The organism is Allochromatium warmingii (assembly GCF_900107145.1).
GTDB lineage: Bacteria > Pseudomonadota > Gammaproteobacteria > Chromatiales > Chromatiaceae > Thermochromatium > Thermochromatium warmingii.
Map to the genome: position 1 here is coordinate 45,154 of NZ_FNOW01000012.1, position 26,762 is coordinate 71,915.

The 26,762-nt window shown below is 55.1% G+C and carries 23 protein-coding genes; 12 read left to right on the forward strand and 11 right to left on the reverse strand.

Annotated features, from left to right (window positions below; translation table 11 throughout):
- Positions 1-98: 98 nt before the first annotated feature.
- The 4 genes from BLW10_RS05505 to BLW10_RS05520 all read right to left on the reverse strand — a co-directional run bounded on the left by BLW10_RS05505 (position 99) and on the right by BLW10_RS05520 (position 7,972).
- Complete coding sequence (locus BLW10_RS05505) at positions 99-1,742, reverse strand: PqiB family protein (RefSeq protein ID WP_091332883.1); 1,644 nt, start codon at positions 1,740-1,742, stop codon at positions 99-101.
- A complete protein-coding gene (locus tag BLW10_RS05510) occupies positions 1,732-2,964 on the reverse strand; it encodes a paraquat-inducible protein A (RefSeq protein ID WP_091332924.1) in 1,233 nt (410 codons plus the stop codon). Before BLW10_RS05510 ends, BLW10_RS05505 begins: the two co-directional genes overlap by 11 nt.
- A 63-nt stretch (positions 2,965-3,027) precedes the next feature.
- Positions 3,028-6,816, reverse strand: coding sequence for a CHASE domain-containing protein (locus tag BLW10_RS05515; RefSeq protein WP_143117019.1), 3,789 nt, complete (start codon positions 6,814-6,816; stop codon positions 3,028-3,030).
- A gap of 16 nt (positions 6,817-6,832) precedes the next feature.
- The gene (locus tag BLW10_RS05520; RefSeq protein WP_245709105.1) at positions 6,833-7,972 is read right to left on the reverse strand and encodes a response regulator; all 1,140 of its coding nucleotides are present in this window, start codon (positions 7,970-7,972) and stop codon (positions 6,833-6,835) included.
- A gap of 219 nt (positions 7,973-8,191) precedes the next feature.
- Here BLW10_RS05520 and BLW10_RS05525 point away from each other — a divergent pair, with 219 nt between their 5' ends.
- Positions 8,192-8,542, forward strand: coding sequence for an Hpt domain-containing protein (locus BLW10_RS05525; RefSeq protein WP_091332888.1), 351 nt, complete (start codon positions 8,192-8,194; stop codon positions 8,540-8,542).
- A gap of 89 nt (positions 8,543-8,631) precedes the next feature.
- Here the strand turns inward: BLW10_RS05525 and BLW10_RS05530 are convergent, their stop codons facing one another.
- The 3 genes from BLW10_RS05530 to rsmI all read right to left on the reverse strand — a co-directional run bounded on the left by BLW10_RS05530 (position 8,632) and on the right by rsmI (position 10,654).
- Positions 8,632-9,195, reverse strand: coding sequence for a peptidylprolyl isomerase (locus tag BLW10_RS05530; RefSeq protein WP_091332890.1), 564 nt, complete (start codon positions 9,193-9,195; stop codon positions 8,632-8,634).
- A gap of 25 nt (positions 9,196-9,220) precedes the next feature.
- Positions 9,221-9,649, reverse strand: a complete 429-nt coding sequence (locus BLW10_RS05535; RefSeq protein WP_091332927.1) for a rhodanese-like domain-containing protein — start codon at positions 9,647-9,649, stop codon at positions 9,221-9,223.
- 141 nt (positions 9,650-9,790) lie between these two features.
- Positions 9,791-10,654 (reverse strand): 16S rRNA (cytidine(1402)-2'-O)-methyltransferase, encoded by an 864-nt coding sequence (gene rsmI / locus BLW10_RS05540; protein WP_091332929.1) that lies wholly within the window; start codon positions 10,652-10,654, stop codon positions 9,791-9,793.
- Between the two features lie 69 nt (positions 10,655-10,723).
- Here rsmI and BLW10_RS05545 point away from each other — a divergent pair, with 69 nt between their 5' ends.
- The 3 genes from BLW10_RS05545 (at position 10,724) to BLW10_RS05555 (ending at position 14,464) form a co-directional block, all read left to right on the forward strand.
- Positions 10,724-12,550 carry a penicillin-binding protein activator gene (locus BLW10_RS05545; RefSeq protein WP_091332891.1) on the forward strand — a complete coding sequence of 609 codons (1,827 nt, stop codon included), beginning with the start codon at positions 10,724-10,726 and terminating at the stop codon, positions 12,548-12,550.
- Positions 12,547-12,924 carry a YraN family protein gene (locus BLW10_RS05550; protein ID WP_091332893.1) on the forward strand — a complete coding sequence of 126 codons (378 nt, stop codon included), beginning with the start codon at positions 12,547-12,549 and terminating at the stop codon, positions 12,922-12,924. Before BLW10_RS05545 ends, BLW10_RS05550 begins: the two co-directional genes overlap by 4 nt.
- Before the next feature lie 145 nt (positions 12,925-13,069).
- Positions 13,070-14,464: an FAD-binding oxidoreductase gene (locus BLW10_RS05555; RefSeq protein WP_091332895.1), complete on the forward strand. Its 1,395-nt coding sequence runs from the start codon at positions 13,070-13,072 to the stop codon at positions 14,462-14,464.
- Positions 14,465-14,474: 10 nt separating this feature from the next.
- Here BLW10_RS05555 and BLW10_RS05560 read toward each other — a convergent pair whose 3' ends face one another.
- On the reverse strand, positions 14,475-16,532 hold the full coding sequence (locus BLW10_RS05560) for an elongation factor G (protein WP_091332896.1): 2,058 nt from the start codon (positions 16,530-16,532) through the stop codon (positions 14,475-14,477).
- A gap of 30 nt (positions 16,533-16,562) precedes the next feature.
- On the opposite strand from BLW10_RS05560, the gene BLW10_RS05565 reads away from it, so the two are divergent.
- Complete coding sequence (locus BLW10_RS05565; RefSeq protein WP_091332899.1) at positions 16,563-17,528, forward strand: L,D-transpeptidase family protein; 966 nt, start codon at positions 16,563-16,565, stop codon at positions 17,526-17,528.
- Here BLW10_RS05565 and BLW10_RS05570 read toward each other — a convergent pair.
- Complete coding sequence (locus tag BLW10_RS05570; protein ID WP_091332900.1) at positions 17,507-17,692, reverse strand: alanine-zipper protein; 186 nt, start codon at positions 17,690-17,692, stop codon at positions 17,507-17,509. The genes BLW10_RS05565 and BLW10_RS05570 overlap by 22 nt on opposite strands.
- Before the next feature lie 574 nt (positions 17,693-18,266).
- On the opposite strand from BLW10_RS05570, the gene BLW10_RS05575 reads away from it, so the two are divergent.
- Positions 18,267-18,605, forward strand: a complete 339-nt coding sequence (locus tag BLW10_RS05575; protein ID WP_091332902.1) for a P-II family nitrogen regulator — start codon at positions 18,267-18,269, stop codon at positions 18,603-18,605.
- A gap of 23 nt (positions 18,606-18,628) precedes the next feature.
- Here the strand turns inward: BLW10_RS05575 and BLW10_RS05580 are convergent, their stop codons facing one another.
- A complete protein-coding gene (locus BLW10_RS05580; protein ID WP_091332904.1) occupies positions 18,629-19,456 on the reverse strand; it encodes an outer membrane protein assembly factor BamD in 828 nt (275 codons plus the stop codon).
- Positions 19,457-19,537: 81 nt separating this feature from the next.
- Between BLW10_RS05580 and rluD the strand changes: the two genes are divergently transcribed.
- From rluD to gshA, 6 genes are all read left to right on the forward strand, one after another.
- Positions 19,538-20,518, forward strand: coding sequence for a 23S rRNA pseudouridine(1911/1915/1917) synthase RluD (gene rluD, locus BLW10_RS05585; protein WP_091332905.1), 981 nt, complete (start codon positions 19,538-19,540; stop codon positions 20,516-20,518).
- Positions 20,496-21,281 carry a peptidoglycan editing factor PgeF gene (pgeF, locus tag BLW10_RS05590; protein WP_091332907.1) on the forward strand — a complete coding sequence of 262 codons (786 nt, stop codon included), beginning with the start codon at positions 20,496-20,498 and terminating at the stop codon, positions 21,279-21,281. The genes rluD and pgeF overlap by 23 nt, the downstream gene beginning before the upstream one ends.
- The gene (locus tag BLW10_RS05595; RefSeq protein WP_091332908.1) at positions 21,278-21,811 is read left to right on the forward strand and encodes a glycine cleavage system transcriptional repressor; all 534 of its coding nucleotides are present in this window, start codon (positions 21,278-21,280) and stop codon (positions 21,809-21,811) included. Before pgeF ends, BLW10_RS05595 begins: the two co-directional genes overlap by 4 nt.
- A 3-nt stretch (positions 21,812-21,814) precedes the next feature.
- Complete coding sequence (def, locus tag BLW10_RS05600) at positions 21,815-22,315, forward strand: peptide deformylase (RefSeq protein WP_091332910.1); 501 nt, start codon at positions 21,815-21,817, stop codon at positions 22,313-22,315.
- A gap of 151 nt (positions 22,316-22,466) precedes the next feature.
- Positions 22,467-24,572, forward strand: coding sequence for a carboxy terminal-processing peptidase (locus tag BLW10_RS05605; protein WP_091332911.1), 2,106 nt, complete (start codon positions 22,467-22,469; stop codon positions 24,570-24,572).
- A gap of 18 nt (positions 24,573-24,590) precedes the next feature.
- Positions 24,591-26,162 (forward strand): glutamate--cysteine ligase, encoded by a 1,572-nt coding sequence (gene gshA / locus BLW10_RS05610; protein WP_091332913.1) that lies wholly within the window; start codon positions 24,591-24,593, stop codon positions 26,160-26,162.
- A 207-nt stretch (positions 26,163-26,369) separates the two neighbouring features.
- Here gshA and BLW10_RS05615 read toward each other — a convergent pair.
- On the reverse strand, positions 26,370-26,762 hold a 393-nt coding region (locus BLW10_RS05615; protein ID WP_143117020.1), incomplete at its 5' end, for a transposase.

Genomic DNA, 26,762 nt, shown 5'->3' on the forward strand with positions numbered 1-26,762 from the left:
ATTTTTTTAAAATATTTTGAAAATCCTGTTAATCATTATCATCTTGTTAATCCTGTCTAATTGTTAATTGTTAATTGTTAATCGCTGTATTGCGGTGCTCAACGCCGATTGCCTTTACCCTGTAACAATGCTTCGGGATGCCGCTCCAAATAATCCGCCAATTGACGCAATGAACGCGCCGCTTGCCCAACTTCTTGTAGCGTGCGCTGAGTTTCGACATATAACGGCGAACGGTCGGATAACAGCGCCCGCGCCCGTTCTAATGTCGCCGTGCTTTCACGGAGCATGTTACCTAATTCCGGTGTCAGCGTTTGATTAAACTGGGTTGTTGTCGCCCGCACTTGCGCCAGTGTTGTCGCAAATTCATCTAATGCGCTCTGTAATTCCGGTGCGTTGATTAACCCATTCACACCCGCTGCTGCTTGACTTAAATCGCGCCCAATTTTCTCAATCGGCAAGGCGTCGAGTTTTGCCAAGACATTGGCTAATTGTGTCGTCATCGCCTCCAGTGAACCGGCGCGAGTCGGAATGACCGTATATTCACCATATTGACTCAATTCACCGGGCGGCGCATTGGCTTCGACATCTAAATCAACATAGAGCGCACCACTTACCACGCTATCGAGCTTGAGTTGCGCCCGCAAGCCATTTTTTACCAGTCGTCCAACTAATTGCTGGCGCTCTGTTGCTGATACCGAACCGCGCAATGTCACGCGCTCTGGCTCGACTTCAATTAACACCGGAATCCGAAATGCAAGGGTTTCAGCATCGAGTTGTAATTGAATATCGAGCACGCGCCCAATATCAATGCCTTTTAATCGCACCGGCGCACCACTGGCTAAACCACGCGCCGCCCCTTCAAAAATCAGCAAATACCGTTCTTTGCGAGCATAGGTTTTGGCTAAAGCCGCTTCACGATTGCGATAGAGCGGAAAAACATCTGGATAGGGCGCATGATCTTGACCAGAATCAATCGTATCCGGTGTGCTAAAAGCAATGCCACCAATTAACATGGCAAGCAGCGACGGCGTATCAAGCTGTACGCCAGCAGTCGATAGCGATATATCGACACCACTGACATTCCAAAAGCGCGTATCAGGTGTGACCAGCGCATCATGTGGCGCGTTAATAAAGGCTTCAATAATAACCGCTTTACCATCCGGTTCCAGATGATAGCCAACCACCTGACCAACTTGAATCCGGCGATAATAAACTGGCGAGCCGATATTAAATGAACCGAGGGTTGGTGCATGCAAGCGCACGCGGCGACCAGCTTCAGCAGTTTTAATCAGTGGCGGCTGTTCTAATCCGGTGAAATGACGCCGCGCCCGTCCTTCTTCACCTGGATCAAGCGCGATATAGGCACCTGAAACCAGCGTATCAAGTCCCGAAATACCGCTTAAGGTCACTCGCGGGCGCTCAACCCAAAAGCGCGTATGTTCGGTGAGAAATTCGGCAAAGGTGCGTTGCAATTCGGCGCTGACGATGACGGTTTTTAGATCATCGCTAAAATTAACCGTTTTGACTTGTCCGACTTCGACATCTTTGAATTTAATGCGTGTTTGTCCAGCCACTAATCCGGCGGCGCTTTTAAATTCAATTGTGACAACTGGCCCTTGCTCATTCCAAGTTTTTATCGCTAACCAGATACCAATTATTAACGCAATCAGCGGAATCAACCATACCAGCGATAGACGGCTGCGTGATTTGACCCGCGCTTCAGGAATTAAATCACTGTCCATGATAGCGATCCCAGATTAAGCGCGGATCAAATGCGAAGGCGGCAAGCATGGTTAAAACCACCACGGCACAAAAAAAGACGGCACCGGCTTCAGCTTCTACATGCGCAATATGACCAACTTGCACCAGTGCCACTAAAATCGTGACAACATAGACATCAACCATTGACCAACGTCCAGCGGTTTCAATCAGACGATAGAGCCAAGTGCGTTCGCGTGGATGCCACTGATTCCAGCGGAATTGAACGGAAAGCAGTAAGAGAATTAAAAATAAAATTTTGAGCAATGGAACAACCACGCTGGCAATAAATACAATGAGCGCCAATGGCCACATGCCATGCGTTAGCAAAAAACTAACGCCGCTTAGAATAGTATCCGATTGGGTGCGCCCGAACGAGGTGAGGGTCATAATCGGCAGCAAATTTGACGGGATATAGCAGAGGATCGCGGCCAACAGCAGTGCCCAAGTGCGTTGCAGGCTATCGGGTTTGCGGCGGTGCAAAGTGCTGTCACAACGTGGACAATGGCGGTGCGTACCCAAATGCCGCACAGCGATGAGCGGGATCACCAATTCACAGCGATCACAGGTCAGATGCGCGTCTCCTGAGCGCACGGTAGCGCGGTGCAGCCTAGGCATGGGTACACGCGACCAGACTAAATCAGGATCGAGCGCAGCGTGTGCGGCAGCCAACACAAAAATGAGCACGGCAAAGGCAAACAGCGATGCGCCGGGCACGATGCTGGCCATATCCGCGAGTTTGACCACGGAGACAAGGATGCCGAGCATGAACACGTCCATCATGCCCCAAGGGGCTAGGGTGCGCACCAAGCGAAACAGCTTCGGCAACCAGCACGGCATACGGTCGAACGCCAGCGGAATGAGTACGGTGAGCAGCAAGATGAGTTGCAACCCGGGGGCGAGCACGCTGGTAAACAGCACTACGGCTGCGATCCCCCATTGACCGGAAGAGTAAAGATTGATGACGCCGGTGAGCAGCGTTGTGTGTGTGATGTTGCCGTGTAGATTGAAGGCGATAAACGGAAAGCTGTTGGCGATGCTGAAGAGCAGCAAACCAGCGAGCGTGAGGGCGAGGGTGCGATTGAGGCTGTCGGGTCGGTCACGATGGAGCACTGCGCCACAGCGACTGCATTCAATTTGACCGCTGGGCGGGGGCGGCGGGTGGCGTTGCAGTAGTCCGCATTCGGGGCATTCGGTTAGGGGCATGATTTTGAACATTCATTGATTGAATAAAATTTGCAGCAGAAAAAAATAGTCCTTTGAATTAACTCAATTTTCATTGAGATTCCCACGCAGCCACCGCTGTAACATGGCTTTTAAATCCTCAACCATCACAGGTTTGGCGAGAAAGTCATCCATCCCAGCGGCTAAACAACGCTGACGATCTTCTTCAAATGCTTCTGCCGTTAGCGCAATAATCGGCAACCGTTCGCTCTGTTCTGTTGCGGCTTCCCATTGACGTAACTGTGCTGTTGCTGCATATCCGTCCATGACTGGCATTTGACAATCCATCAAAATTAAATCAGGGCGAACGCCGCCTTCAATTAAATCAACACACTGCTGACCATCTTCGACTGTCGTAACGGTTAATCCAAGTTTGCCTAATAATGCTTTCATAATTGCGCGATTCGCTAAATTGTCTTCAACAACTAATACGCGCCCAGTCAGTGAAGGTTGAATTGGACGGGCGCGACGATCAACTGGATTGACGATTGCCGTATGGGTTGCTGAATTTGATATTAAACTTTCAGCGCGTACCCGAAACCAAAAACATGACCCCTGCCCCGGAGTACTGGTTACACCCGCTTCACCGCCCATCAGTCGCGCTAATTCGCGCACAATTGATAAGCCTAATCCAGTTCCGCCATGTTGGCGCGTAATTGAATCGTCAGCTTGTGAGAATGGCTGAAATAATCGCGCTTGTTGCACATCTGTAATGCCGATACCGCTATCGGACACAGCAAATTCTAGCATCACGCCATCATCTTGCGGTTCGCCCTCGCGTGCTTCAATACGTACCTGACCGTGTTCAGTAAATTTAATCGCATTGCCAACTAAATTAGCGAGCATTTGCCGCACGCGATAGGCGTCAGCTTGATACGCTCGCGCTGGATCACTTAACCACTGCGCCGTTAATTGTAGATTTTTGGTTCGTGCTGATTCAGCAAATAGAGCTTGAATATCTTGAATTAACCGTGCTGGTTGAAAAACGGTGTTTTCAAGCTGCAATTTACCAGCTTCAATTTTGGAATAATCGAGAATATCATTGAGGAGTTTAAGTAACCCCTGACCAGAAGTTAAAATTGTCTGCGCGTAATCAAGACGCTCGTGCTCTGTGAGATTTGGAATTAGTAACAATTGCGCCATGCCCAAAATGCCATTCATCGGCGTGCGAATTTCATGGCTCATTGTTGCTAAAAAACGGCTCTTTGCAACATTGGCTGCTTCTGCCGCTTCTTTGGCGCGATAAAATTCAGTGACATCAACACGAAAACCAACTGTATGACCAGTTGAGGTGCGGCGCTCGATACTTTTAATCCAACGTCCATCATCAAATTCGCGGACATATTCGCCGCTGCCCTGCTGATGTTCGGCGACGCGCTCGGCAATCCAGGCTTCTTCACGTCCTCGCGCTTGCCGATGTAATCCTTGCTGCAAACCGTAGCGCAAAATTTCTTCAAATGTCGGATTCGAGGCAACACATTCTGCGGTGAGACGGTATAGCGCCCGAAATTCTTTATTGCAATAAATTAACCGATCTTGACTATCGTAAATTACAAAACCTTCGCGGATGGTATCAATCGAGGAATGTAATAATGATTCAGTTTGACGTAATCGCTCTTCAGCTTCTTTGCGAGCACTGATGTCTAAATGGGTACCTGACATGAGCGCCGGTTGACCATTCGGCAAAAATCGCGTAATAGTTCCACGCGACATTACCCACACCCAATGCCCTCCTAATTTATGGCGCAAACGAATTTCACATTCAAAGTGCGGTTGATGACCGGCGAAATATTGTTCGAGCAAATGTTGAATTTGCAGGCTATCGCTCGGATGGAGCAGTTTTTTCCATTTTTCAAAGGTAATAGGCGTCAATTCGTCGAGCTGATAACCAATCATATCCGCCCAGCGCGTATTGACAAAAATTTCTCCGCTGACCACATCCCATTCCCAGGTTCCAGCGCGGGTGCCTTCAATTACATTTTGTAATCGTTGGCGCTCAATCTGGAATGCTTGTTCACGCTCAACACGCTCAGTCATGTCAATTAAACTGCCAACCATACGCTGCGGTTGGCCGTTTGCATCACGCTCAACGACGCGCCCGCGATCTAAAACCCAAATAATTTTACCATCGGGACAGCACATTCGATGTTGATGAATATAAGGCGTTTCTTGAGTGAGTGCGGCACTAATAGCTGTCATCACTGAATCGCGGTCATCTTCGTGCAAAAGCTGGATAAAATATTCAACCGTATGATCAGGTTGTAAATCACTAATACCGAGAATTTCTGACCAACGCGAATTATGATTGACTTGATTAGTTTTTAAATTCCAGTCCCAAATTCCTTCACCCGTTGCAGCAGAGACATAGCTATAACGACGTTCACTTTCAATTAAGGCCGCTTCAATGCGCTGGCGTTCGGTGACATCATGAACAATGGAGTACAGCGCCGGTTGGCCATCGTATTTAAAGGCACCTGAATAAACTTCGACCTGACGCATTTCGCCGTTAGCCAAGCAATGTGTAAAAAAGCGATGCTCACAACGTCCTTCTAAGACAGCACGCATATCTGCTAATAACTCAACCGGCGTCGATTGGTCGATATCAAATACCCGCATGTGGCGCAATTGTTCGGCGTCGTAGCCATAAAAACGCTGTGCGGCAGGATTGGCGTCAAGAATTGCACCTGTTTGCGGATCGGCAATAAGCATTACAGCTTTGGCACTTTCAAACAATGCGCTGTAGCGTAATTCACTATCAGCTAATTGCTCACTTAAACGCTGGGATCGCTGTTCAGCGCGGCGTTTTTGACGGCCAATCGATTCAATAACTAAAAACAAAAATAAGTCAATCATTAAACCGCCAAGCGCCACAAATAACGGTTGCGCTTTTTCGGTTTCAGATAAATAGTGACCGCTGGCACGCACTGATAATGTCCAGCGATGCTGGAACAGTTCAATTGTTACCAGCGCATCAAAGCCATCAGCTTCGGGCGGCTGCAGGGCGCTGAGTGCCGTTTCGGGGAAATTGCTGAATAAAAAACCGTCAATGCCGGGGGCGCTGCCATCATAGAGTTCTAAATGAATAGCATCTTGATTAGAGCCAAGAATGCCATTCATAAAATCGTTGGCACGAAATGGACTGTAAACAAACCCTAATAAGGCGGCGCGGCGTTCGGCAATGGTTGTAATTGGCATATTCTGACGATAAACTGGAATATACATCAAAAAACCATATTGAATATCTTGTTCGGTTTCTTGCACCAGTTTGACGCGCCCAGAAATAGCGGGCGCACCAGAATCACGCGCTAACTCCATTGCACGGCGGCGTACCGGCTCAGAATACATATCGTAACCAAATGCGCGTTGATTACGCCAATCGAAGGGTTCTAAATAAACGATTGAGCTATATTGATCGCGTGGTGTGTTGGGTTTAATGTGGTAATCGGGAAAGCCTTCAGCGCGAATCTGTGCAATATGGGTTGCTAGATCTTGAGGCGCAATCATACGCGCAAAACCTAACCCTTGAATGCCGGGGAAATTTTTTAGTAATTGCAGTGATTCAACATAGATCTGCCATTGCGTCCGCGAAACCTCACCAGCAGCATCGAATAAACCGACACCCCCGCGCAAAGCGGTCGCATAGGCCATGAGTCGGCGTTCAATGGCTGAAGCAATATCAGCGGTTTGGAAGTGAAAGCGTTCACTGGCGCGAGCGCGGATTGCAGTATCGGAAATTTGCCAAGCTAGTGCGGTAATCACAAATGACAACAGCAGAACAATCCAAGCGGTAGCTTGATGCTGTAAAAAACGAAGGACATGATGACGTGCGTTCAAGTCGAGCACTCCGAGTTTAATTCGCGTCGATCTGGCTACCTAGCCCAAAACGGGCCATCAAGCGCGGTAATTCTTGCTGTGGATCACCGGCATGGAGTAATCCAGCAATCCGAATAATGACGGGTTCTTTGCGCACGGTACCGGCGGGCAAATAATCAAGGGCGGCGGTGCGTTCGCGGATGACATTGGGAATGAGCCATTGCGCATGTAAGCGTTCATTGACCCGTTCAACGGCATGATCGAGTACATCATCACAGACAGCTTCGTCGAGGATTTCGCCGCTATCAACCCAAGCTTGCATGATTTGTAACAGTGATAATTTTGCGATGGGATAAAGCACGCAGGCAGCGCGACAGCGGTCGATTTGAAATTCAACGTGTTCGCGCAATTTTGCCAGAATGCCAATTAATGACATGACATCACGTTTGATTTCAAAATATTTTTGCACTAAATATTCGTGCTGAATATGACTGCCCGGGTGCCAAGAAATTTCGACTGCTAGATTGATAAAGGCTTCTAAGCCGAGCTTACGAATTGCGCCGTCAAAGGTTTCGACTACACCTGGGCCGTCAATATAGCGGCTACTATTGGCTAGATGGAGCATCCGAAACATCAGTGCTGACTCGACTTGACATTGACGCAATAATTTCATGCGTTCATGTTCGCCCATCTCGCGCACATTTTTAATGCCGACGACTAATTCTGGTGTGATTGGCAACCCTAACAAGCCGCGTTTAATACAATCTTCCATGAAATCTTCAAATAGCGGAATCGCGTATTCATCTTGGTTGTCATCCGTTGATTCGAGCGCCATAATTTGTTGCAGACGTTCCATGACCTGTTTTGCATCAAATGGCTTGACGATATAGGCGTCGATGCGATGCGAACGCGCTGCGAGAATTTCGCCACGATCAGAATGACTGGTAATCATGGCGCAAATAGTTTTGGCTTCTGAGCGGCGAATAGCTTTGAGAATATCTAAGCCGCTTAAACCGGGTAGCTCCCAATCAAGCAAGACTAAATCCGCGCCGAATTGTTGCCAGCGTTCAAGCGCAGCGACTGGATCAATATCGAGCGTGATGACCGCTTGCGGCCAAACACGTTTAACCAGCTTGCGTAGCAATAAGCCAGTGGCTGGATCATCTTCGACAATCATAACGCGGATCACAGGCCGTCTCCGGTTCGTTCAAGCACGACGCGCAGGGTTTAGCAGCAATAGGCGACGGCGTTAGAGCGCGAGCTGAAGGCTCGAAAAGGTGGGTCGATATGCCGCTGATTGGTTATGCGATCAGATGCTAGAGCGTGTTTGTTATTGTGGAAATCATTTATTCTCGCTATCTTGACCATCTGTTACGAATAACGCGAGGAGCGAGGAATGAATTATCTAAATCGTGATGTGCTTGATGGCTTGCTTGAAGCACTGGGAGAAGCGGATTTCTTTGAAATCAATCATACATTTGTCCAGCAATTTGAGCGGCAGTTACAGGCGTGCAGACAACAGGCGGCGCGCGGTGATTCATCTGAATGCGCCCGCATTTTACACTCACTCAAGGGCGGCGCGGGCAACATTGGTGCGGAGACGTTAGCGGCGTTAGCGGAAACCTTAGAACGGCAAGTGCGCAGTGGTGAAAGCGCATTGACTGATGCAATGCTGGAGGCGTTAGCGAACACGACGCGCGAGACAGTCGAGGAATTGCGACGCAGTGGTTATTTAGGTGCGCGTTAAATGCAGCGAAAAATTTGCAGCGTTGTGTGGAAAATGATGCGCTGGCGGCTCATCTAAATCGCGCCAGCGCCGAAGACTGAAAGTGTGGTTTAACGCTGACGGCAGGCTTCAAGTTTTACGGGTTGTTGGGTATCCCCTTCGGGGCTACCTTGCTGCTCCATCGCCCGCACGACCGGCATTCCGTCTACAACCCGGCCAAACACGACATGACGGCCATCGAGCCAGGGGGTTGCGTCAACGGTGATGAAAAACTGTGAACCGTTGGTGTTCGGGCCAGCATTAGCCATCGACAACAGACCAGCGGTGGTGTGTTTGAGGCGGAAGTTTTCGTCAGGGAAGGTTGCGCCATAAATCGACTTACCGCCGGTGCCATTACCGTTAGTGAAGTCGCCGCCCTGAATCATGAAGCCTGGGATGATGCGATGAAACGGACTGCCGGCATACGTCAACCCGTCACCGCGCTCGCCATTACACAGAACACGGAAGTTTTCGGCGGTTTTGGGCACCACGTCGGCGAACAATTCGAGCGTAATTGTGCCAGCGGGTTGACCGCCGATGCTGACATCAAGCGCGACCTGTGGATTAGCGGCCAGCGCAGGGGTTGCGGCGCTGACGATCAACAGTGCGGTGAATAGCGGTGCAGAGGGACGCATAGTGCAAATGATCCGATGAAATAGATTAACAATTTGTGCAGGCATCGACGGGTAAACCGCGCCGAATCCAGCCCGGGCCGGTGGGGTTGCCGATCATACCTTCGGGGATATTGTAGACCTGCGTAAAGCCCAGTTTTTGGAGCTGTTTTTGCGCATAACCACTGCGACTTCCGGTACGGCAAATCAACGCGATAGGCGCGGCCTTATCGCCATTAAGCGCGTTCAATAGCTGTTCGACAAACTTAGGATCGGTCATATCGAGCCGCTGGGCGGTCGGCGCGACGCCGGTTTGACGCCATTCTGGTGGCGTGCGGATGTCGATCAAGCGAATCTCACCGGCTTGCGCTTTCGCGAGCGCCTCTTCTGGACTGAGATCGAGATCAGCGGCCAGCGCACTTGCGGCGCACAACAGACCAATAACGAGCCAAATAACGCGGTGGTGAAGGTATCGCATGGCAAAAATTGCTCCAAAAGTGTAAGAATGCAGATCAACAAAATAGTACCAGTTCAACAACATACCAGCGCCAACGGATGACGACAGCGGTAATTTGAGCGCCTATTTTTACGGTTTTTTAGTGTTTTTTTATTTTCAGCGTTATTCCGCGTTTTCAGCGGCCAATCCCAATTCCAACCCCAAGCGATACAACACATTTTTCTTCGTGCCGGTCAACCGCGCCCCAAGCGCAGCGGCCTGACTCAACGGCATCGCCTCACACAACAAACGCAACACACGTATCGACTCAGCGTGCGCGGCATCTGACTCAGAAGCCGAACACCCTTCAACCAACAACACCATCTCACCGAGACGCTGCTCGGGATCAGATTCGAGACGCGCAATCAACTCACTGGCCGTGCCCAATAAAAACGTCTCAAACTGCTTCGTCAATTCACGCGCAATCACCAACCGGCGCGTCTCACCGAGAACAACGGACAGATCGTGCAGCGTCTCCAACACCCGTTTTGCACTTTCATACAAAATCAACGTCCCCGGCTCACTCGCCACCGCTGCCAACCACGTCCGGCGGCGGACTGAAGTTCGGGGCGGAAAGCCCAAAAACAAAAACCGATCACTCGGCAACCCCGACGCTGACAAGGCACAGATCGCCGCACTGGCCCCGGGAATCGGCACCACCGGCAATCCCTGCGCCCGCGCTGCGGCAACCAATGTATAACCCGGATCGCTAATCAAGGGCGTTCCGGCATCTGAAACCAACGCCAAACTCTGCCCAGCGACCAACCGTTCCAAAATCTGCGGCGTCATCGTCGCTTCATTATGATCGTGATAAGCGATCAACTCCGACGTGATCCCATACTGCGCTAGTAAGCGGCGCGTATCGCGGGTATCTTCCGCCGCAATCGCCGCGACCTCGGCGAGCACTTGACGGGCGCGCGGGCTGAGATCGCCAAGATTGCCGATTGGTGTAGCGACTACGTATAGTACCCCGGTCTGGTGTTGCATCATCTTCGGCCCTCGGCTCGTGCGCTGTACGACGATCCATTCAGTCTCAAGACATACGGATACGGAATCATGCCCAAGAATCGCGTTGATCGTCAGGCTTTTTTCGCTCCACAGTGGCTCGGTATCTGGCTGCTTGCCGCATGGCTATCTGGCTGCGCCGTGCAGCCGATACAAGACGCTGCCAGTTTCTTAACGAGCGTACCGCGAGCCGAGTTAGAGCGCGTTGCGGCGCTCGAAACGCAAGGTCAAACGGCGACGGCAGCCAAGCACTATCTGGAACTAGCCGAACGCGCCACAGCGCCAGCCAAAGCGGAACTACATCTAAAAGCGGCACACGCCTATCGGCGCGTTGGTCAGGTGGCTGCTGCCCGTCAAGCACTTGCCGATCTGAAAACAGCCGAACTGGTCAAGGGTCAGCTCGAACGGGTGCGACTACTGAAAGCGGAACTGGCGCTGGCGGCACATGAACCGAAAACGGCGCTGACTGAACTCCAAAGCCTGCCGTTAAGTTTACCCAAATCATTCACGATTCAGCGGCTTGGCTTACTCGCTGCCACACAGCGATTAGCGAACAATCCGGCGGCAGCGGCTGCCGCGCTCATTGAGCTAGACGCACACCTCGACGCAGCGGAACGCCTCGCGCATCAGGTTGCGCTGGTGGCGACCTTAGCCCTGATGAATGCAGCGGATCTCAGCGATCTGACAAAAGATGGAAAAGGGACACTCGCGGGCTGGGCAGAACTGGCGCAGCTAATGCGCCGTGATGCCGCCGATCCGACGCGCTTGGAGCAAAGCTATCAACGCTGGCGCACACAACATCGCAATCATCCGGCCTTACCGGAACTGGCGCGTGCTTACAGCGGCGTGGGCGATGTGAGCGGCCAGCCGGTCACGGTACTGCTGCCCAATCGTGGACGGTTTGCGGTTGCGGCAAAAGCCGTGCGCGATGGTCTTGAAGCGGCGAGCCGCGCCACACCGAGCACACAACGGGCGAAGCTGAATTTCGTTGATAGCACCCATGATCGTCAAGTTCGGGCGCTACAAACGGCGGCGGTTGAGCGTGGCGCACAGGCGATCATTGGGCCGCTCGAAAAACCTGCCGTCGAACGGCTGCTCAGTGCGGGCGCATCGCCGGTGCCGACGCTGGCGCTCAATGAATCGAGCCAAAATGAAGGCAGCGCCGCCAATCTGTTCCAATTCGCACTTGCGCCAGAAAACGAGGCCATCGAAGCGGCGAACAAAGGGCTGGCACTTGGCGCAAAACGGGCGTTGATTCTGCATCCGAGTGATGCTTGGGGGCCGCGTTTAGCCAGTGCCTTTGCTGCGCAGTGGCGAGCGCAAGGCGGGACGGTGGCCGGTCAAGCGGCGTTTAATCCCAGTGCTGCCAAGCGTGCCGGTCAGACGATCAAACGGCTGCTGGCCAATCGCGATGCGGATTTATTGTTCTTGGTAGCGACAACGGAGATGGCGCGGGCGCTGCATCCACAAATTCAATCAGCGGCGAAACAACCGTTGATCGTGATGGCAACCTCGCATGTGTATTCGGGGCGCTTTGATCCACGCACCGATCAAGCGTTGATTGGGCTGTATTTTGTCGATATTCCCTGGATGCTCGATCTGGGCGGCGCGGGGCCGCTGGCACGGCGCACGGTGATGGGCGAGACGGCGAGCGCCGCCGGGCCGTTGGCGCGACTCTATGCGATGGGGATTGATGCTTATCGCTTGACACCGCAGTTACCAACGCTGGCGCAGTATCCTGGAGCGTATTTTCCGGGCTTGACCGGCGGTTTGGCGCTCGATCCGCTCGGGCGCGTCACGCGGCAACTGGCGCTCGGACGCTTTACCGCAAGCGGCCCGCGTCTGGTCGAGGATACGCGCACCGCAGCCAAACCTTGAGCACGCCATCATCGCGCCGTCGCCCGCGACCGAATTCGGCGGCGATTGGCGCGGCAAAAGAACGGCTCGCCGAGGCGTTTTTAATTGAGCGCGGTTTAACGCCGCTTGCACGCAATTACCGCTGTCGCGGCGGCGAAATTGATTTAGTGATGCGCGATGCGCAGACGCTGGTGTTTGTTGAAGTGCGCTACCGGCGCTCGGCGCAGTTTGGCACGGCAGCGGCGACGGTTGATGCACGTAAACAGCAGCGGTTAATTCAGGCCGCGCAGCAGTATTTACAGCAGCATCCAACTGCGTTGGCCTGTCGTTTTGATGTGGTGGCGATTGATGGTCAAGATCGGATTGAATGGATTCGGCAGGCGTTTATGCTGTGATGTATGTCAGCGTATTGAAGATTGAGACAGGATTAACAAGATTATTCAGGATTGACAGGATTATTTTTAATTTATCAATCTTTAATAAAAATCCTGTTAATTCTGAAACATCCTGTTAATCCTGTCTCAATCATCTGGAACCGCTATGCCTGAACTCACGGCTGGACTCCGCGCCGATCTAGCGCGACTTGTGGGCGCGGATGCTCTACTTACCGATCCCGCCGATTGCTGGCCCTATGGATACGACAACAGTCGCCGACAGGCACTGCCGCAAGCGGTGGTATTCGCCCGCGATGTGACGCAGCTTCAGGCGCTGGTGCAGTTCTGTGTGCGTTACGGCGTGCCGCTGATCGCACGCGGTCTAGGCACTGGCACCACAGGCGCGACCGTCCCCGAAAGCGGCGGCATCGTGCTCTCATTTGAGCGCATGGATCAAATTTTAGCGATCACACCCGGAGATCGACTGGCCCGTGTCCAGCCGGGTGTCACCAATGCGCGGCTGCAACAGGCGGTCGCTGAGGCGGGATTTTTCTGGGCACCCGATCCGACCAGCGCCGCTGTCTGCACCATCGGCGGCAATCTCGCCTATAACTCAGCCGGGCCGCGTGCGGTCAAATATGGTACGCCGCGTGATAACACACTCGGTCTGAGCGCGATCAGCGGCGCGGGCGACTGGTTTCAGACCGGCGTGTTGACGACCAAAGGCGTTGTCGGCTATGACCTGACGCGGCTGCTCATCGGCTCGGAAGGCACGCTGGCGCTGATTACCGAAGCGACGCTCAAGCTCACCCCACTCCCCGAAGCCAAGCGCACGCTCCGCGCCACCTATGCCGATATTCACGCGGCAGCGCGGGCGGTGTCGGCGATCATGGCGCAGCCGGTGACGCCCTGTGCGCTGGAAATCATGGACAGCACCGCGCTGGAGATGGTCAGCCGCTATGCCGGATTAGATGTACCAGCGGGCGCGGGCGCGGTGCTGATGATCGAAGTCGATGGCCCGGCGGCCTGTATTCAGGATGCGCAGCGAGCGGTTGGCGCGGCGGCGCAGGTGGCGGGCTTGTTAGAACTGCGCTTGGCGGAAACGGCGGCGGAGGTTGCGGCGCTGTGGAAAACGCGCAAAGCCTTATCGCCCGCATTGCGGCATGTCGCGCCGAAAAAGATCAACGAAGATGTGGTGGTGCCGGTCTCGCGCATGGGCGAGTTGATCGAGGCACTGGAGCAGTTGGCGCGTGACAGCGGGATTCGGATTGTCAACTTTGGTCATGCCGGAAACGGCAATATCCATGTCAATCTGTTGATCGACCCCGATGATCCCGATGCGGTCACGCGGGCGGCAACCTGTCTCGAAGCGGTGTTTACGCTGGTGTTGCGGCTGGGCGGCACGCTCTCGGGTGAACACGGGGTCGGCGTGGCGAAACGGGCATTCGTTGGGCGCGAACTTGATCCTGTCGCGGTGCGGCTGATGCACGCGATCAAGGCGCAGTTTGATCCGGCGGGGATTTTGAATCCAGGGAAAGCGTTGCCGGATGTGTTGTCGTAGCCTCCAGCATTTAGCACGCCGTCAGATCAAACCGCGCAAATTCAAGGCTGAACTGTCCGCGCCCCTGCGTTAAGCCGCGTATTGTGGTTGCATAGCCAAGCAGCGGTTCGAGCGCAGCTTCAGCGCGGATGGTCGCTTGTTCGTCCTGAATCTCGGTGGCCTGAATCAGCGCCCGCCGCGCTTGCAGATCGCCGAGTACCGCGCCCAGATTGGCTTCGGGCGCGATCACTTCCAGCCGCATCACCGGCGTCATCAGCGCCGGATGCGCTCGCTCTAACGCCTGACGCAGGGCTTTGCCGACCGCAGCGGCCAGCGCGTTCGGCGTCGAACTCGCGCCGAATAACTCCACTTCCGTGACTTGCACCGCCAGATCGAGCAGCGGCATTCCTTGAAGCGGACCGCTGGCCAGCGTGCGGTCGAGCGCCTCGCGCAGCGCGTGCAGATGCAGCGCATCGAGCACCGCGCCCTCGGGCAAGACTCGCGGCTCTAGGGTGAGCGTCGTGCCCTGACCGCGTGCCCTGGGCTGCACCCGCACCATCGCTCGCGCCATCAGATCAGGCTGGCGCGGATCGGGCGTCGGTGGTGGCGCGAACAGCGCATCGGCGGTGGCGCTCGCGGTGATGGTCTCGCGGGTGGCCACAGCCGGGCGTCCAACCCGCACCTGCACACCAAATTCGCGCTCTAAACGCTCGATGACGATGTGTAGATGCAGCTCGCCCATGCCCCGCAACAACCGTTGTCCGGTCTCGGGATCGTCAGCCACGCGCAAGGTCGGATCTTCCTGTTGCACCTTGTCGAGCGCCGCCAGCAGCGCCTCTTCATCAGTACCGGCGGTCGGCGTAATCGCTAACCCCAATACTGGATCATGAGTCTGAATGCGTTCGAGCATCAGCACCTGACCCGGGGCGCAGAGCGTATCGCCGGTACTCGCCCAACGCAGTCCGGCTAACAACACAATCTCACCGGCTTCAGCGTGTTCGCGCTTGGTCTTTTTGCCGGCATCGACCTCAAACAGCCGCGCCACCTGTTCGCGCTGAATGCGCCCGTCCGCCGTCAGAAACTCGACCGTATCGCCCGCCGCGAGCCGTCCACGATAGAGCCGCACGAACACATGCCGCCGCCCTTCCCACAGTTGCACTTTGAACGCCAGCGCCGCCAGTGGCGCGTCAGTTTCCATCATCACCGTTTGCACACTGCCGTCGCGATGCGTGGCCAATGCCGGCGGACGGTCGAGCGGCGCGGGCAGAAAGTCAATCACGCCATCGAGCAGCGGTTGCACGCCGAGATTGCGCAGCGCACTGCCCGCATAGCAGGGAAACAGCAGCCCAGCTAAGGTTCCGGTGCGCAGTGCAGCGCGGAGCGCCTCAGGTGTCGGTTCCTCGCCTGCCAGCACCACATCCGCCAGCGCCTCATCGACCTCGGCGGCGGCCAGCGCCAGCGCCTCGCGGCGTTCACGCTGCTGCGCCCAGAGTGCGGGCGGACAGGGTTCGCTTTGCACCAACTCGCCTTGCTCGCCACTGAAACGAATCAGTGTTTGCTCGATCAAATGCACCACGCCGCCATATTCGGGCGCGGGCACCGTGATCGGCACTGGCTCGGCGTGCAACTGCCGCTTGACGGAAGCTAAACAGCGGTCAAAATCCGCGCCCGGACGATCCAGCTTATTGATAAACAGCAGCGCCGGTAGCTTGAACCGCGCCCGCTGGCGCCACACGGTTTCGGTCTGCGGTTCCACACCGCGCACCCCATCGAGCACAATGATGCCACCGTCGAGCACGCGCAATGCCCGCTCGACTTCGATGGAAAAATCAACATGGCCAGGCGTATCAATCAACTGGAGCAGATGCCCGCGCCAGGGCGCTTGGGTGACAGCGGCAGTGATGGTGATGCCATGACGCTGTTCCTCGGCCAGATAATCCATGTGCGCCGCACCATCATGTACCTCGCCGATTTTGTGCGACGCGCCGGTATAAAGCAGGATGCGCTCGGTGAGCGTTGTTTTGCCCGCATCCACATGCGCCGCGATCCCAATATGGCGAACGTGCGACAATCGCGAAGGTTTTTTCATCACTATGCAACAGAGGAGTTAGAGCGGTTTATGAGCGGTTTTGTATCAAACGGACGCCCCCGATCTTGGCTTGCGCCGGTGCTGGGCGCGTCGCTGCTCAGTTGGGGCGCATTTCAAGGCGCACAGGCTGAAACGTTTCAGCTTGAAAACCCCAATGATTCAGTCGTGGGGACGCCTTTTTATTTCACAGCACGCGCTAAGGATACGCTGCTTGACATCGCCCGCCAGAATAATCTCGGCTTCGATGACATGCGCCAAGCTAATCCCAAAGTCGATATTTGGGTACCCGGCGAAGGCACACAAATTCTCGTGCCCGCGTTTTATGTGCTCCCCAATGTGCCGCGTCAAGGCATCATCATCAATCGCGCCGAAAAGCGACTCTATTATTATCCGGCTAATCGCCCGAACGAAGTGCGCATCTATGCCATTACCGTCGGCAAGGATGCCATGGCCACACCGCTGGGCAATTTTGACGTGATCGAAAAGCGCGTCGATCCGGTCTGGACACCCGGGCCACAAGTACGCGCCAATCATGCCGCCAAAGGACACATCTTGCCGCCGACCGTCCCGCCGGGGCCGGATAATCCGCTCGGACGCTACGCGATGCGCTTGAGCAATCCCGATTATTTGATTCACGGCACGAATCAGCCGTGGGGTATGGGCATGGAAGTCAGCGGCGGCTGTATCCGCATGTATCCCGAAGGGATTGAAGAACTCTACAGCATGGCCGGTCTCAAGACGCCGGTGGCCATTATCGATCAGCCGTATAAGGTCGGCTGGTTAGGCAACGATCTGTATTTGGAAGTGCAGACTGGGGAGAAGAGTGCGCAACTATCGTATCGGGCGGTGATTCCCGAAGCGATGGCAAATGCCGAAGGAGTAACGATTGACTGGAAGGCGGTCGAGCGGGCAATGCAGGAAGACTCCGGTGTCCCACAGGTTGTCGGACACCGAAGCGGATCAGCTCAAGGCAATTACTTGCCCATGATCTTCTGATACATCCGATCCAGACGCTCGGTGTTGGAGTTGCAGCAAGCCTGGGCGCTGTTAGCGGTGTCCAGTGCCTGCTGTGCGGTGTCACGCGTCGCCTGGTCAGCACAGCCGCCGAGCAGCAGCATGGCAGCAACCGACAAGGAAGCAACTTTAACGAACTTGGTCATGGTGGATCTCTCCAAGGTTGTGGTTTGAAAACGAATCGACACAATCAACACATAATGCCTAAGTCTAACGCGCTACAGCCAAACCGTACAGCCCCTGCGCAATCGCTGCGTCAGACCGTTGTTGGGTCAGGATGCGGTGCGTTTGGTCTCGTCCCGCTGGGCTTGGCGAATGCGCCGCGCCAATGGGCCAATGTCCAGCGCAAAGCTTGGAACAAATTCCGTGCGACATCAAGCGCACAATGATACTGATCGGCGGATTTTTTACAACGTCCGGCACTGTATCAGCAGTACGCCGAACGGCGCGATCTGCTGCACAGGCCGATTATTGGCCAGCAAGTGTTTGTTCTGTAAGTCTCTAGCTGTGCGACAGGCAGCGGTACGCTGTGACTGTCGCATCTAGTCGTTTACGCTTGCCCGACCAAACGCGGGCTTTGCTGCAAAAATACAACAGCGTTGTATAGATAAAACGCTGGTGGCTGGTCGCTGGAAACCGATCGACTCTGTTCATCCCCCACTCGTCCACCTATACTGATCCGTCATTGATTTAGCACAGACGGCGCAACAGGAAATCCGCATGAAAAAAGTCGAAGCAATCATTAAACCCTTTAAGCTCGATGATGTGCGCGAGGCGTTGTCAGCGGCGGGGATCACCGGCATGACCGCGATTGAGGTTAAAGGCTTTGGTCGTCAAAAGGGTCACACTGAACTCTATCGCGGCGCAGAATATGTGGTCGATTTTCTGCCCAAAGTGAAGATTGAACTGGTGCTGGCTGACGATCAGGTCGAGGACTGCATTCACGCCATTACCGCCGCTGCACGCACGGGAAAAATCGGCGATGGCAAAATCTTTGTCTCCGAAATTACCCGCGTGGTGCGCATTCGTACCGGCGAGGAAAATGAAGCGGCGATCTGAGCACACCCGCTTGAGCGGCGCACTCAGTTCTTATCGAGCTGGAGATAATCCCAGAGTCGGCGCGTGAGATCGGCTTTTTTCGGCTTGACCTCATCGGCAATAAAACGTCCTTGCTGGCGGTTGAGGTCGAGGATCCGTTTGGCATCTGCGGCCAGATCGGTCTTGCCGAGCGCACCATAGGCGGCGACGAGCACTTCCAGCGCATCGTCAACGGCGCTGGTGCGTTGATAGTGCTGAATAACGTAATTGGCGCGATTGGCGGCGGCCAGATACGCGCCACGTTTCAGGTAATAACGCGCAACATGGATTTCGTTCATCGCCAGATTACTGCGCAAATAGATCATGCGCTGGCGGGCATCCTCAGCATATTTACTATTCGGAAAGCGTTCGACTAGGGTGGCGAAGTCTTTGAACGCATCGAGCGCCGCGCCTGGGTCGCGCTGCGAGGCATCGGTCGGGATGAACCGATCCAAAAAGCCAACACTGCGGTTATAGTTGACAATGCCTTTGAGATAATAGGCATAGTCCACATAGGGATTTTGCGGATAGAGCTTAATAAACCGCTCGGCAGCGGCGAGCGCATCTTCGGGTTCATCGGCGCGATAATGCGCATAGGCGGCATCGAGTTGCGCCTGCATCGCGTAACGCCCGAAGGGATACCGCGCTTCGAGCGTTTGGTACAGTTCGATGGCGCTTTTGTAAGACCCAGCATCCAACTCGGCGGCGGCTTCGGCATAGAGCTTGGCCGCATCCCAACCCTCGGTTTCATCCTGCTCTTGGCCGAACATCCCGCATCCGGCGAGCGTCACAGCGAGCAGAAGCGCGGTCAATCGTGTTAACGTTCGTGGCATGGCGCATGAGTATCTGTTTCAAATCCTTTCCAGTATACCTGAAGCCCGCAGTGGGGGCGTGTTCCGGCGGGGCGGGCGCGGATGACTGATTCTGTTCAATCCATTCGACGGCGAGTGCAGGTACCGGCCGATCACGCGGGCGGGCGGTTAGATCGCGTGCTGGCGCAGTTGCTGCCAGAATTTTCGCGTGGGCGGTTGCAGCAGTGGATCGAAGCCGGTCAGGTGTGGGTCGATGAGCAACCGTGTCGGGTGCGCGATAAGGTATGGGGCGGGGCGGTGATTCGGCTTGCTGCCGAGTTGACGCACTGTGATGAACACCGCCCGCAGGCGATTGCCCTCGATGTGGTGTACGCCGATGCGCAGATCTTGATTATCAACAAACCGGCCGGGCTGGTTGTCCATCCGGCGGCGGGCAATCCCGACGGCACGCTACAAAATGCGCTCTTGCATTATGCGCCGGAACTGGCCGCGCTGCCGCGTGCTGGGATTGTGCATCGGCTGGATAAAGATACCACCGGGCTGATGGTGGTGGCGCGAACGCTGCAAGCGCATAGCGCACTGGTCGAGCAGTTACAAAAGCGCGTGGTTCACCGCGAATATCGGGCGCTGGTGCTCGGCACGCTGGTCGCGGGTGGGCGCGTAGACGCTCCGATTGGGCGACATCCGACGCAGCGCACTAAGATGGCGGTCGTCAGGCACGGGCGCGAGGCGATCACCCATTATCGCGTACTGGAATCCTATCCCGGGCACACGCTGTTAGCGGTCGAGCTGGAGACCGGACGTACCCATCAAATCCGCGTTCACATGACGCATCTGCATCATCCGCTCGTCGGCGATACCACCTATGGGGCGCGACCGCGCCCGCCGCGTGGCTGTCGTCCTGAACTCGCCGCCGCGCTGCAAAGTTTTCCTCGACAGGCGCTGCACGCGATCCGCTTAGGCTTGCTTCATCCGGCAACCGGAGAGGCGATGCACTGGGAAGTGCCGATGGCCGCCGATCTCGCTGCGCTGTTAAGGCTGTTGCGTCAGGAGGCCGCCGATGTCGCCAATCGCTTGGCTTGAACCCAATTGGCCCGCGCCCGCTTCGGTGCGAGCAGTGGCGACGATGCGACGCGGCGGCGTGAGTTCGGAGCCATTTGCCAGCCTGAATTTAGCCGATCATGTCGGCGACGATCCGCAGTGCGTGAGGCGCAATCGCGAACGACTCTGCGCCGCGCTGGAGTTGCCGACGGAACCACTGTGGTTGCGGCAAGTGCATGGCTGCACCTTAATCCGCGCCGAGCAGATCAATGGGGCCAGTCCGCCGGAAGCCGATGCGGTGATCGCGTCTACGCCGGATCGCGTGTGCGCAGTGCTGACGGCGGATTGTCTGCCGGTGTTGCTCTGCGATGACACGGGCACCCAGGTTGCAGCAGCTCATGCGGGCTGGCGCGGATTAGCCGACGGCGTGCTCGAACAGACGGTTGTGGCCTTCGCTGGCGCTCCCGAGCGCCTGTTCGCGTGGATCGGCCCGGCGATTGGCGCGACGGCATTTGAGGTCGGCCCCGAGGTGCGGGCGGCCTTTCTCGCGGTCGATGCAGCGGCAAGCGCCGCATTTCGTCCCAGCCCGAACCCGACGCATCCTGACCGCTGGCTGGCTGATCTGGCCCAATTAGCTCGGCAACGCCTCGCTCGCCTCGGCATCACGCAGGTGTTTGGCGGCGAACACTGCACCGCGACCGAGCCGGAGCGGTTTTTTTCGTATCGGCGCGATGGCCGCACCGGTCGTCAGGTCAGTTTGATCTGGCTCGCGCCGCCCGACAACACTGGGAGTCCAACACCGTGACGGATAAGCAAGTTGACTGGAATTTATTAACCCTGGTCGGCGCGGATCGAGCGGGCATTGTCGCCCGTGTCACCCGCGTGCTCTATGGGCTGGGCTGTCATCTGGGCGAAGCCTCGATGATTCGGCTCGGCGGCAATTTCACGATTATGTTGATGGTCAGCGCAGCGCGTCCGAATGCGGACATCCTCGCTGCGCTCGCGCCGGTTGCCGCTGAATTGGAGTTGCGTGTGCATCTGGATGCCATGAGCGGCGGGCTGCATCAACATCTGCTGCCAAATCTGCAAGTGCGGGTAACGGGCGCGGATCGTGCGGGGATTGTCGCCGATGTGACTGAAATTCTGGCCGCACAGGGCTTTAATATCCTCGAATTGGAATCGGATGTGGCCGGAGATCGTGATCGGCCAGTTTACATTATGAATATTCAGGGCTATAGCGACCACACCATTGAAAGCCTTGCCGACGCGCTCGCGCCCCTGAGTGAACGCGGGGTGGCGGTTGATGTCGCGCCGGTTGACGTGTTAATTGGTTAACACATGGCGATTCTCGACATTCTTAAATTGCCCGATCCGCGCTTAAAACAGATTTCTGAGCCGGTGACGGTATTCGATCAAACCCTGCGTGATTTTATTGCCGATTTAGAAGCAACGCGCTTGGCTGGGCCGTCAGCGGTGGGAATTGCTGCGCCTCAAGTTGGACGCTTTTGGCGCATTGTGATTGTTGATTTATCGACGCGCCCGAAAACGCCCAATCATGGTCATTTAGTGTTAATCAATCCTGAAATCACCCATTGGGATGGCTTTGCGATGGGACGCGAAGGCTGTTTATCAGTTCCTGATTATACCGGCAATGTCATTCGCGCTACGCAAATTCGGCTCACCGCGCAGAATGCTGACGGCGTGGAACAGGAATATGAAATGAACGGTTTTGAGGCGCGGGCGGTGCAGCATGAACTCGATCATCTTGACGGTCTGTTATTTGTTGATCGCGTGGTGAGCCGCCGCACGGATTTATATCGGCGCAAGGTCTATCAATAATTAGACAGGATTAACAGAATTTTCAAGATTAACAGGAAAATTTTGATAAAAATTATTCAGCAATCCTGTCAATCCTGAAATATCCTGTTAATCCTGTCTCAAATTATCCATCCGGCAAGACCGGGGATTCTCATTCTAATGAGCCGCATCAATGAAACAGCGATTTTTTTGGTTATCCTATCTGTTCGCCGCGCTGCTAATTGCGGCAACTACGGCGCTTGCCACGCCCGCTCCGGTGCCCCTCGCCGAGCTATTTCCCACCCCAACCCAAACCAAAGCCGCGATTGTCATCAATAAAGTGCTGGAGCGGTATCATTATCGCAAAGTCTCGCTCGATCCGACCTTTGCCGCGACCCTATTAGATCGCTATCTCAAAGCATTGGATCCAAGCCGGACATTTTTTCTCGCCCGTGATATTGAGCGGTTTCAAAATGGTGCGCGACAGCTTGATGAGAGTCTGCGGCGCGGTGAATTAGATATTGCCTTTGATGTGTTTCGCGTTTATCGCACGCGGGTTGAAGAGCGCGTCAATCATGCGCTGAAATTACTCGCCGGCCGTTTTGATTTTTCTGCCGCTGAAACCTTTACCTTTGAATCCGATACCACACCCTGGGCACGCGATCCAGCAGCACTCGATGAACGCTGGCGCAAGCGCGTAAAACACGACTATCTCTCGCTACGCTTGGCGGATAAAGCCGATGCAGAAATTCGTGATCGTCTGAGCAAACGCTATGAAGGGTTGGTGCGGCGGGTGCATCAATTCAAAGGTGATGATGTCTTTCAGACCTTTATGAATGCGTACACTGAAACCATTGAGCCGCACACCAGCTATATGTCACCGAGTACCTCGGAGAATTTTGACATTAGCATGAAATTATCGCTCGAAGGCATTGGCGCGGTGTTGCGGTCAGATAATGAATACACGGTCGTGCAGAGTACCGTTCCGGGCGGGCCAGCGCGTGATTCGGGACAGGTGCGCACGGGCGATCAAATTCTCGGTGTGGCTCAGGGATTAAATGGCCCGATGGAAGATGTCGTCGGTTGGCGATTAGAAGATGTCGTGGACAAAATTCGCGGCCCAAAAGGGTCAGTGGTGCGGTTGCAAATTCAGCCCAAAGCCAGTGGTTCATCCAAGCCAGTGCGCGAAATTGCGTTAGTGCGCAATGAAATTAAACTCGAAGATCAGGCCGCAAAAAGCTATGTCGTCGAGGATTTAGCGAATGCGCAAGGCGTCAAAATCGGTGTGATCGAAATTCCAGCGTTTTATCGCGATTTTGAGGCTGAAGGGCGTGGGACAAATGATTTTCGTAGCACAACCCGTGATGTGCGGCGTTTGATTAACGATCTCGTGATGCGCGGTATTGATGGGCTATTGATTGATCTGCGCTCTAATGGCGGCGGCTCGCTGGCTGAAGCGACTTCGCTGACCGGTTTATTTATTGATACCGGCCCGGTGGTGCAGGTAAAGGATGCGTTCGGCAAGGTTGAACTGGAAGCCGACCGTGATCCAGGCGTGGCCTACACCGGCCCGCTGGCGGTGCTGGTTGACCGCGAGAGCGCCTCGGCGTCGGAAATCTTCGCCGCCGCGATTCAGGATTATGGGCGCGGCCTGATTGTCGGTGAGCCAACCTTCGGCAAGGGCACGGTGCAGACGCTGATTGACCTCAATCGCTATGTGCCCGGCGAGCAAAGCGATCTGGGACGCTTGCGGCTGACGATGGCCGAGTTTTTCCGCATCAGTGGCGGCAGCACCCAACTGCGCGGCGTGGAACCCGATATTCGCTTCCCCAGCGCCGATTACATCAGCGAGCACGGCGAACGTGCGCTCGACAACGCCTTACCCTGGACACAGATCGATCCGGCTGGCTTCAAAAAAGTCGCCGATCTGCGCTTTGATGCGCTCGCTCGCCGCTCGGCAGAGCGGATCGCGCAGGATGCTGGATTCAAGATGCTCACCGAGCGCAGTCGGTTAGTGCGTGAAGTTGAAGCGCAAAAACGGGTGTCGCTGCGCGAAGCGGAACGTCGCGCCGAAGATCAGCGCCGCAATCAACGCTTTAAGGCCGACCAAGAACGCTTTTTGCGGGCGCGGGGGCTGAAACCAGTCGATGAAGAGGCCGATCCGGTCGATGAAGAAGCGTTGGAAAAACAGCGCGAAGTGATCGCTCGCATCGAGGCCGAAGAAGCAGCGCGGATTCTCGCCGATGGCATTGTCCTGCAACGGACGCAGACCGGGCCGCGTGCAGTGATGCGAGATTAAGCCTTGAGTGCGGTGGCGATGACTGTAGAACAGCGTGTACGAGATCTGCAACAGGCTGGCGCAAGCGCGACGCTCCGCGCCAATCGGATCGGTCTGGAAAAAGAGAGTTTGCGGGTCACGCCAACGGGTCACTTAGCACTGACGCCGCATCCGGCGGCACTCGGTGCGGCCCTGACACATCCGCAGATCACAACCGATTTCTCCGAAGCCTTGATCGAGCTGGTGACACCGGCGCTCACCGATGCGCGAGCGGTACTCGCGGCCTTGCGCGAGATTCATGTCATCGTCAATCAACATCTGGGCGACGAACGGCTGTGGGCGACGAGTATGCCGTGCGTGATTGCCAGCGGCGCTCAGATTCCGCTGGCGCAGTATGGCCGCTCGAATGCCGCGACCATGAAAACCGTGTATCGGCGCGGACTCGGCAACCGCTATGGGCGCATGATGCAGGTCATCGCTGGCGTGCATTTCAACTTTTCGTTTGCTGAGGATTTTTGGACGCTCTATCAGGCCAATGGCGGCGATCAGCGCGATCCGGTTGCCTTCCGCTCGGAAGCGCAGATGGGCATGATCCGCCACCTGCAACGCATCGGCTGGCTAGTGCCCTATCTGTTCGGCGCATCGCCGGCGGTCTGCGATAGCTTTGTGCAAGGGCATGACGTGGATTTAAAACGCTTCGATGCCTGCACACTCTACGCGCCCGATGCGACCTCACTGCGTCTCGGTGACATCGGCTATCAAAACAAGCAGGAAGCGGGCACCGGCATGAAAGCCTGTTATGACAGTCTCGATGCCTATGTGCGCAGTTTGACTTGGGCGATTGAAACGCCCTGCCCGCAATATGAAACCATTGGGGTCAAAGTCGGCGGGCGCTATGAACAGCTCAATGCCAATGTGCTTCAGATCGAAAACGAATACTACAGCACGGTGCGGCCCAAACAGATTACCGAATGGCTCGAAAAGCCGACGCACGCGCTACGTCGGCGCGGGGTGCGCTATATCGAACTGCGTTCACTGGATGTCAGTGTATTCGAGCCGCTCGGCGTCGGGCTGGAGCAGCTCGAATTTCTCGAAACCCTGATGCTCTACGCGCTGCTGCAAGACAGTCCGCGCATCGCCAGCCGTGAGCGCCGCGACATCGACGAGAATCTGGTACGGGTCGCGCATCGTGGACGCGAGCCAGGGTTGCGGCTGGCGCGTGAGCGGGACACGGTGGCGTTGCGCGATTGGGCGCATGAAATTCTTGATGATCTTCAAGTGGTTGCGGAACTGCTCGACGGTGGTGCCGACGGCCCACGCACGGCGAATGTGAAACGCCAGCGCGAAAAAGTCGATCATGCCGATCTGACCCCCTCGGCGCGGATGCTCGCCGAGATGCGCGAACAGGGTGAGAGCTTTTTTGCATTGGCGTGGCGCTGGTCAGAGCAGCATCAGCAAGCGTTGCGTCAGGTGCGCCTCGCACCCGAGCGGTTGGCGGCGTTTGAGCAATTGGCCGCTGAATCCGTTGCGCGACAGCAGGCAATTGAAGCAGCCGATCAGGTCGATTTTGAGACGTTTTTGGAAGCGTATTTTGCGGGGCGTGGGGTGTGAATTCTAAACGCGATAATTTATTCATTAAAACTGCAAAGGCGCAAAGAACACAAAGTTTTTTAAAAATTAGACAGGATTTACAGGATGCTTCAAAATTGACAGGATTTTAAAATGATTTATTAAAATCAAATCTTGTTAATCCTGAATAATCCTGTAAATCCTGTCTAATTCTTAGAGGCTGTCTAGAAACTGGCAAATCAGTTTTTTCTAGCCAGCGGCTAATTTATAGCGAACTTGATTATTGCAAATTTGGCGAAGCAACAATCGACTAGACGCTAAGTAAACTTGAGACTCACTAGAGGTTGGCTTACGCTCGTAATCTTTACTCAATCGGCGCGAGCGTCCAAGCCAAGCGAATGTTCTTTCAACGACCCAGCGACGTGGCAAGACATGAAAACCTTTGCGACCAGTGTGTTTCCGAACAAGAGTGAGCGTACAGGCAAACTGCTTAAATACCCATTCAATCAGTTCTGCCCCGGCGTAGGCGCCATCCGTCCAAATAATTTTGACGGATTGAAGGAGTAAAAATAAGCGTGCGATGACTTCGCGTGCGGCGGTACCATCAAAGATGTTGGCGGCATGCACGCACACGACAAGCAC

What these genes read in the sequence shown, in the direction of transcription:
- def (WP_091332910.1), top strand. Translation starts at nt 21,815, where the DNA reads ATGGCGATTCTCGACATTCTTAAATTGCCCGATCCGCGCTTAAAACAG.
- BLW10_RS05580 (WP_091332904.1), bottom strand. Translation starts at nt 19,456, where the DNA reads ATGCCACGAACGTTAACACGATTGACCGCGCTTCTGCTCGCTGTGACG.
- BLW10_RS05560 (WP_091332896.1), bottom strand. Translation starts at nt 16,532, where the DNA reads ATGAAAAAACCTTCGCGATTGTCGCACGTTCGCCATATTGGGATCGCG.
- BLW10_RS05520 (WP_245709105.1), bottom strand. Translation starts at nt 7,972, where the DNA reads ATGATTGTCGAAGATGATCCAGCCACTGGCTTATTGCTACGCAAGCTG.
- pgeF (WP_091332907.1), top strand. Translation starts at nt 20,496, where the DNA reads ATGTCGCCAATCGCTTGGCTTGAACCCAATTGGCCCGCGCCCGCTTCG.
- BLW10_RS05510 (WP_091332924.1), bottom strand. Translation starts at nt 2,964, where the DNA reads ATGCCCCTAACCGAATGCCCCGAATGCGGACTACTGCAACGCCACCCG.
- BLW10_RS05575 (WP_091332902.1), top strand. Translation starts at nt 18,267, where the DNA reads ATGAAAAAAGTCGAAGCAATCATTAAACCCTTTAAGCTCGATGATGTG.
- BLW10_RS05565 (WP_091332899.1), top strand. Translation starts at nt 16,563, where the DNA reads ATGAGCGGTTTTGTATCAAACGGACGCCCCCGATCTTGGCTTGCGCCG.
- BLW10_RS05525 (WP_091332888.1), top strand. Translation starts at nt 8,192, where the DNA reads ATGAATTATCTAAATCGTGATGTGCTTGATGGCTTGCTTGAAGCACTG.
- BLW10_RS05545 (WP_091332891.1), top strand. Translation starts at nt 10,724, where the DNA reads ATGCCCAAGAATCGCGTTGATCGTCAGGCTTTTTTCGCTCCACAGTGG.
- gshA (WP_091332913.1), top strand. Translation starts at nt 24,591, where the DNA reads ATGACTGTAGAACAGCGTGTACGAGATCTGCAACAGGCTGGCGCAAGC.
- rsmI (WP_091332929.1), bottom strand. Translation starts at nt 10,654, where the DNA reads ATGCAACACCAGACCGGGGTACTATACGTAGTCGCTACACCAATCGGC.
- rluD (WP_091332905.1), top strand. Translation starts at nt 19,538, where the DNA reads ATGACTGATTCTGTTCAATCCATTCGACGGCGAGTGCAGGTACCGGCC.
- BLW10_RS05530 (WP_091332890.1), bottom strand. Translation starts at nt 9,195, where the DNA reads ATGCGTCCCTCTGCACCGCTATTCACCGCACTGTTGATCGTCAGCGCC.
- BLW10_RS05570 (WP_091332900.1), bottom strand. Translation starts at nt 17,692, where the DNA reads ATGACCAAGTTCGTTAAAGTTGCTTCCTTGTCGGTTGCTGCCATGCTG.
- BLW10_RS05505 (WP_091332883.1), bottom strand. Translation starts at nt 1,742, where the DNA reads ATGGACAGTGATTTAATTCCTGAAGCGCGGGTCAAATCACGCAGCCGT.
- BLW10_RS05605 (WP_091332911.1), top strand. Translation starts at nt 22,467, where the DNA reads ATGAAACAGCGATTTTTTTGGTTATCCTATCTGTTCGCCGCGCTGCTA.
- BLW10_RS05535 (WP_091332927.1), bottom strand. Translation starts at nt 9,649, where the DNA reads ATGCGATACCTTCACCACCGCGTTATTTGGCTCGTTATTGGTCTGTTG.
- BLW10_RS05555 (WP_091332895.1), top strand. Translation starts at nt 13,070, where the DNA reads ATGCCTGAACTCACGGCTGGACTCCGCGCCGATCTAGCGCGACTTGTG.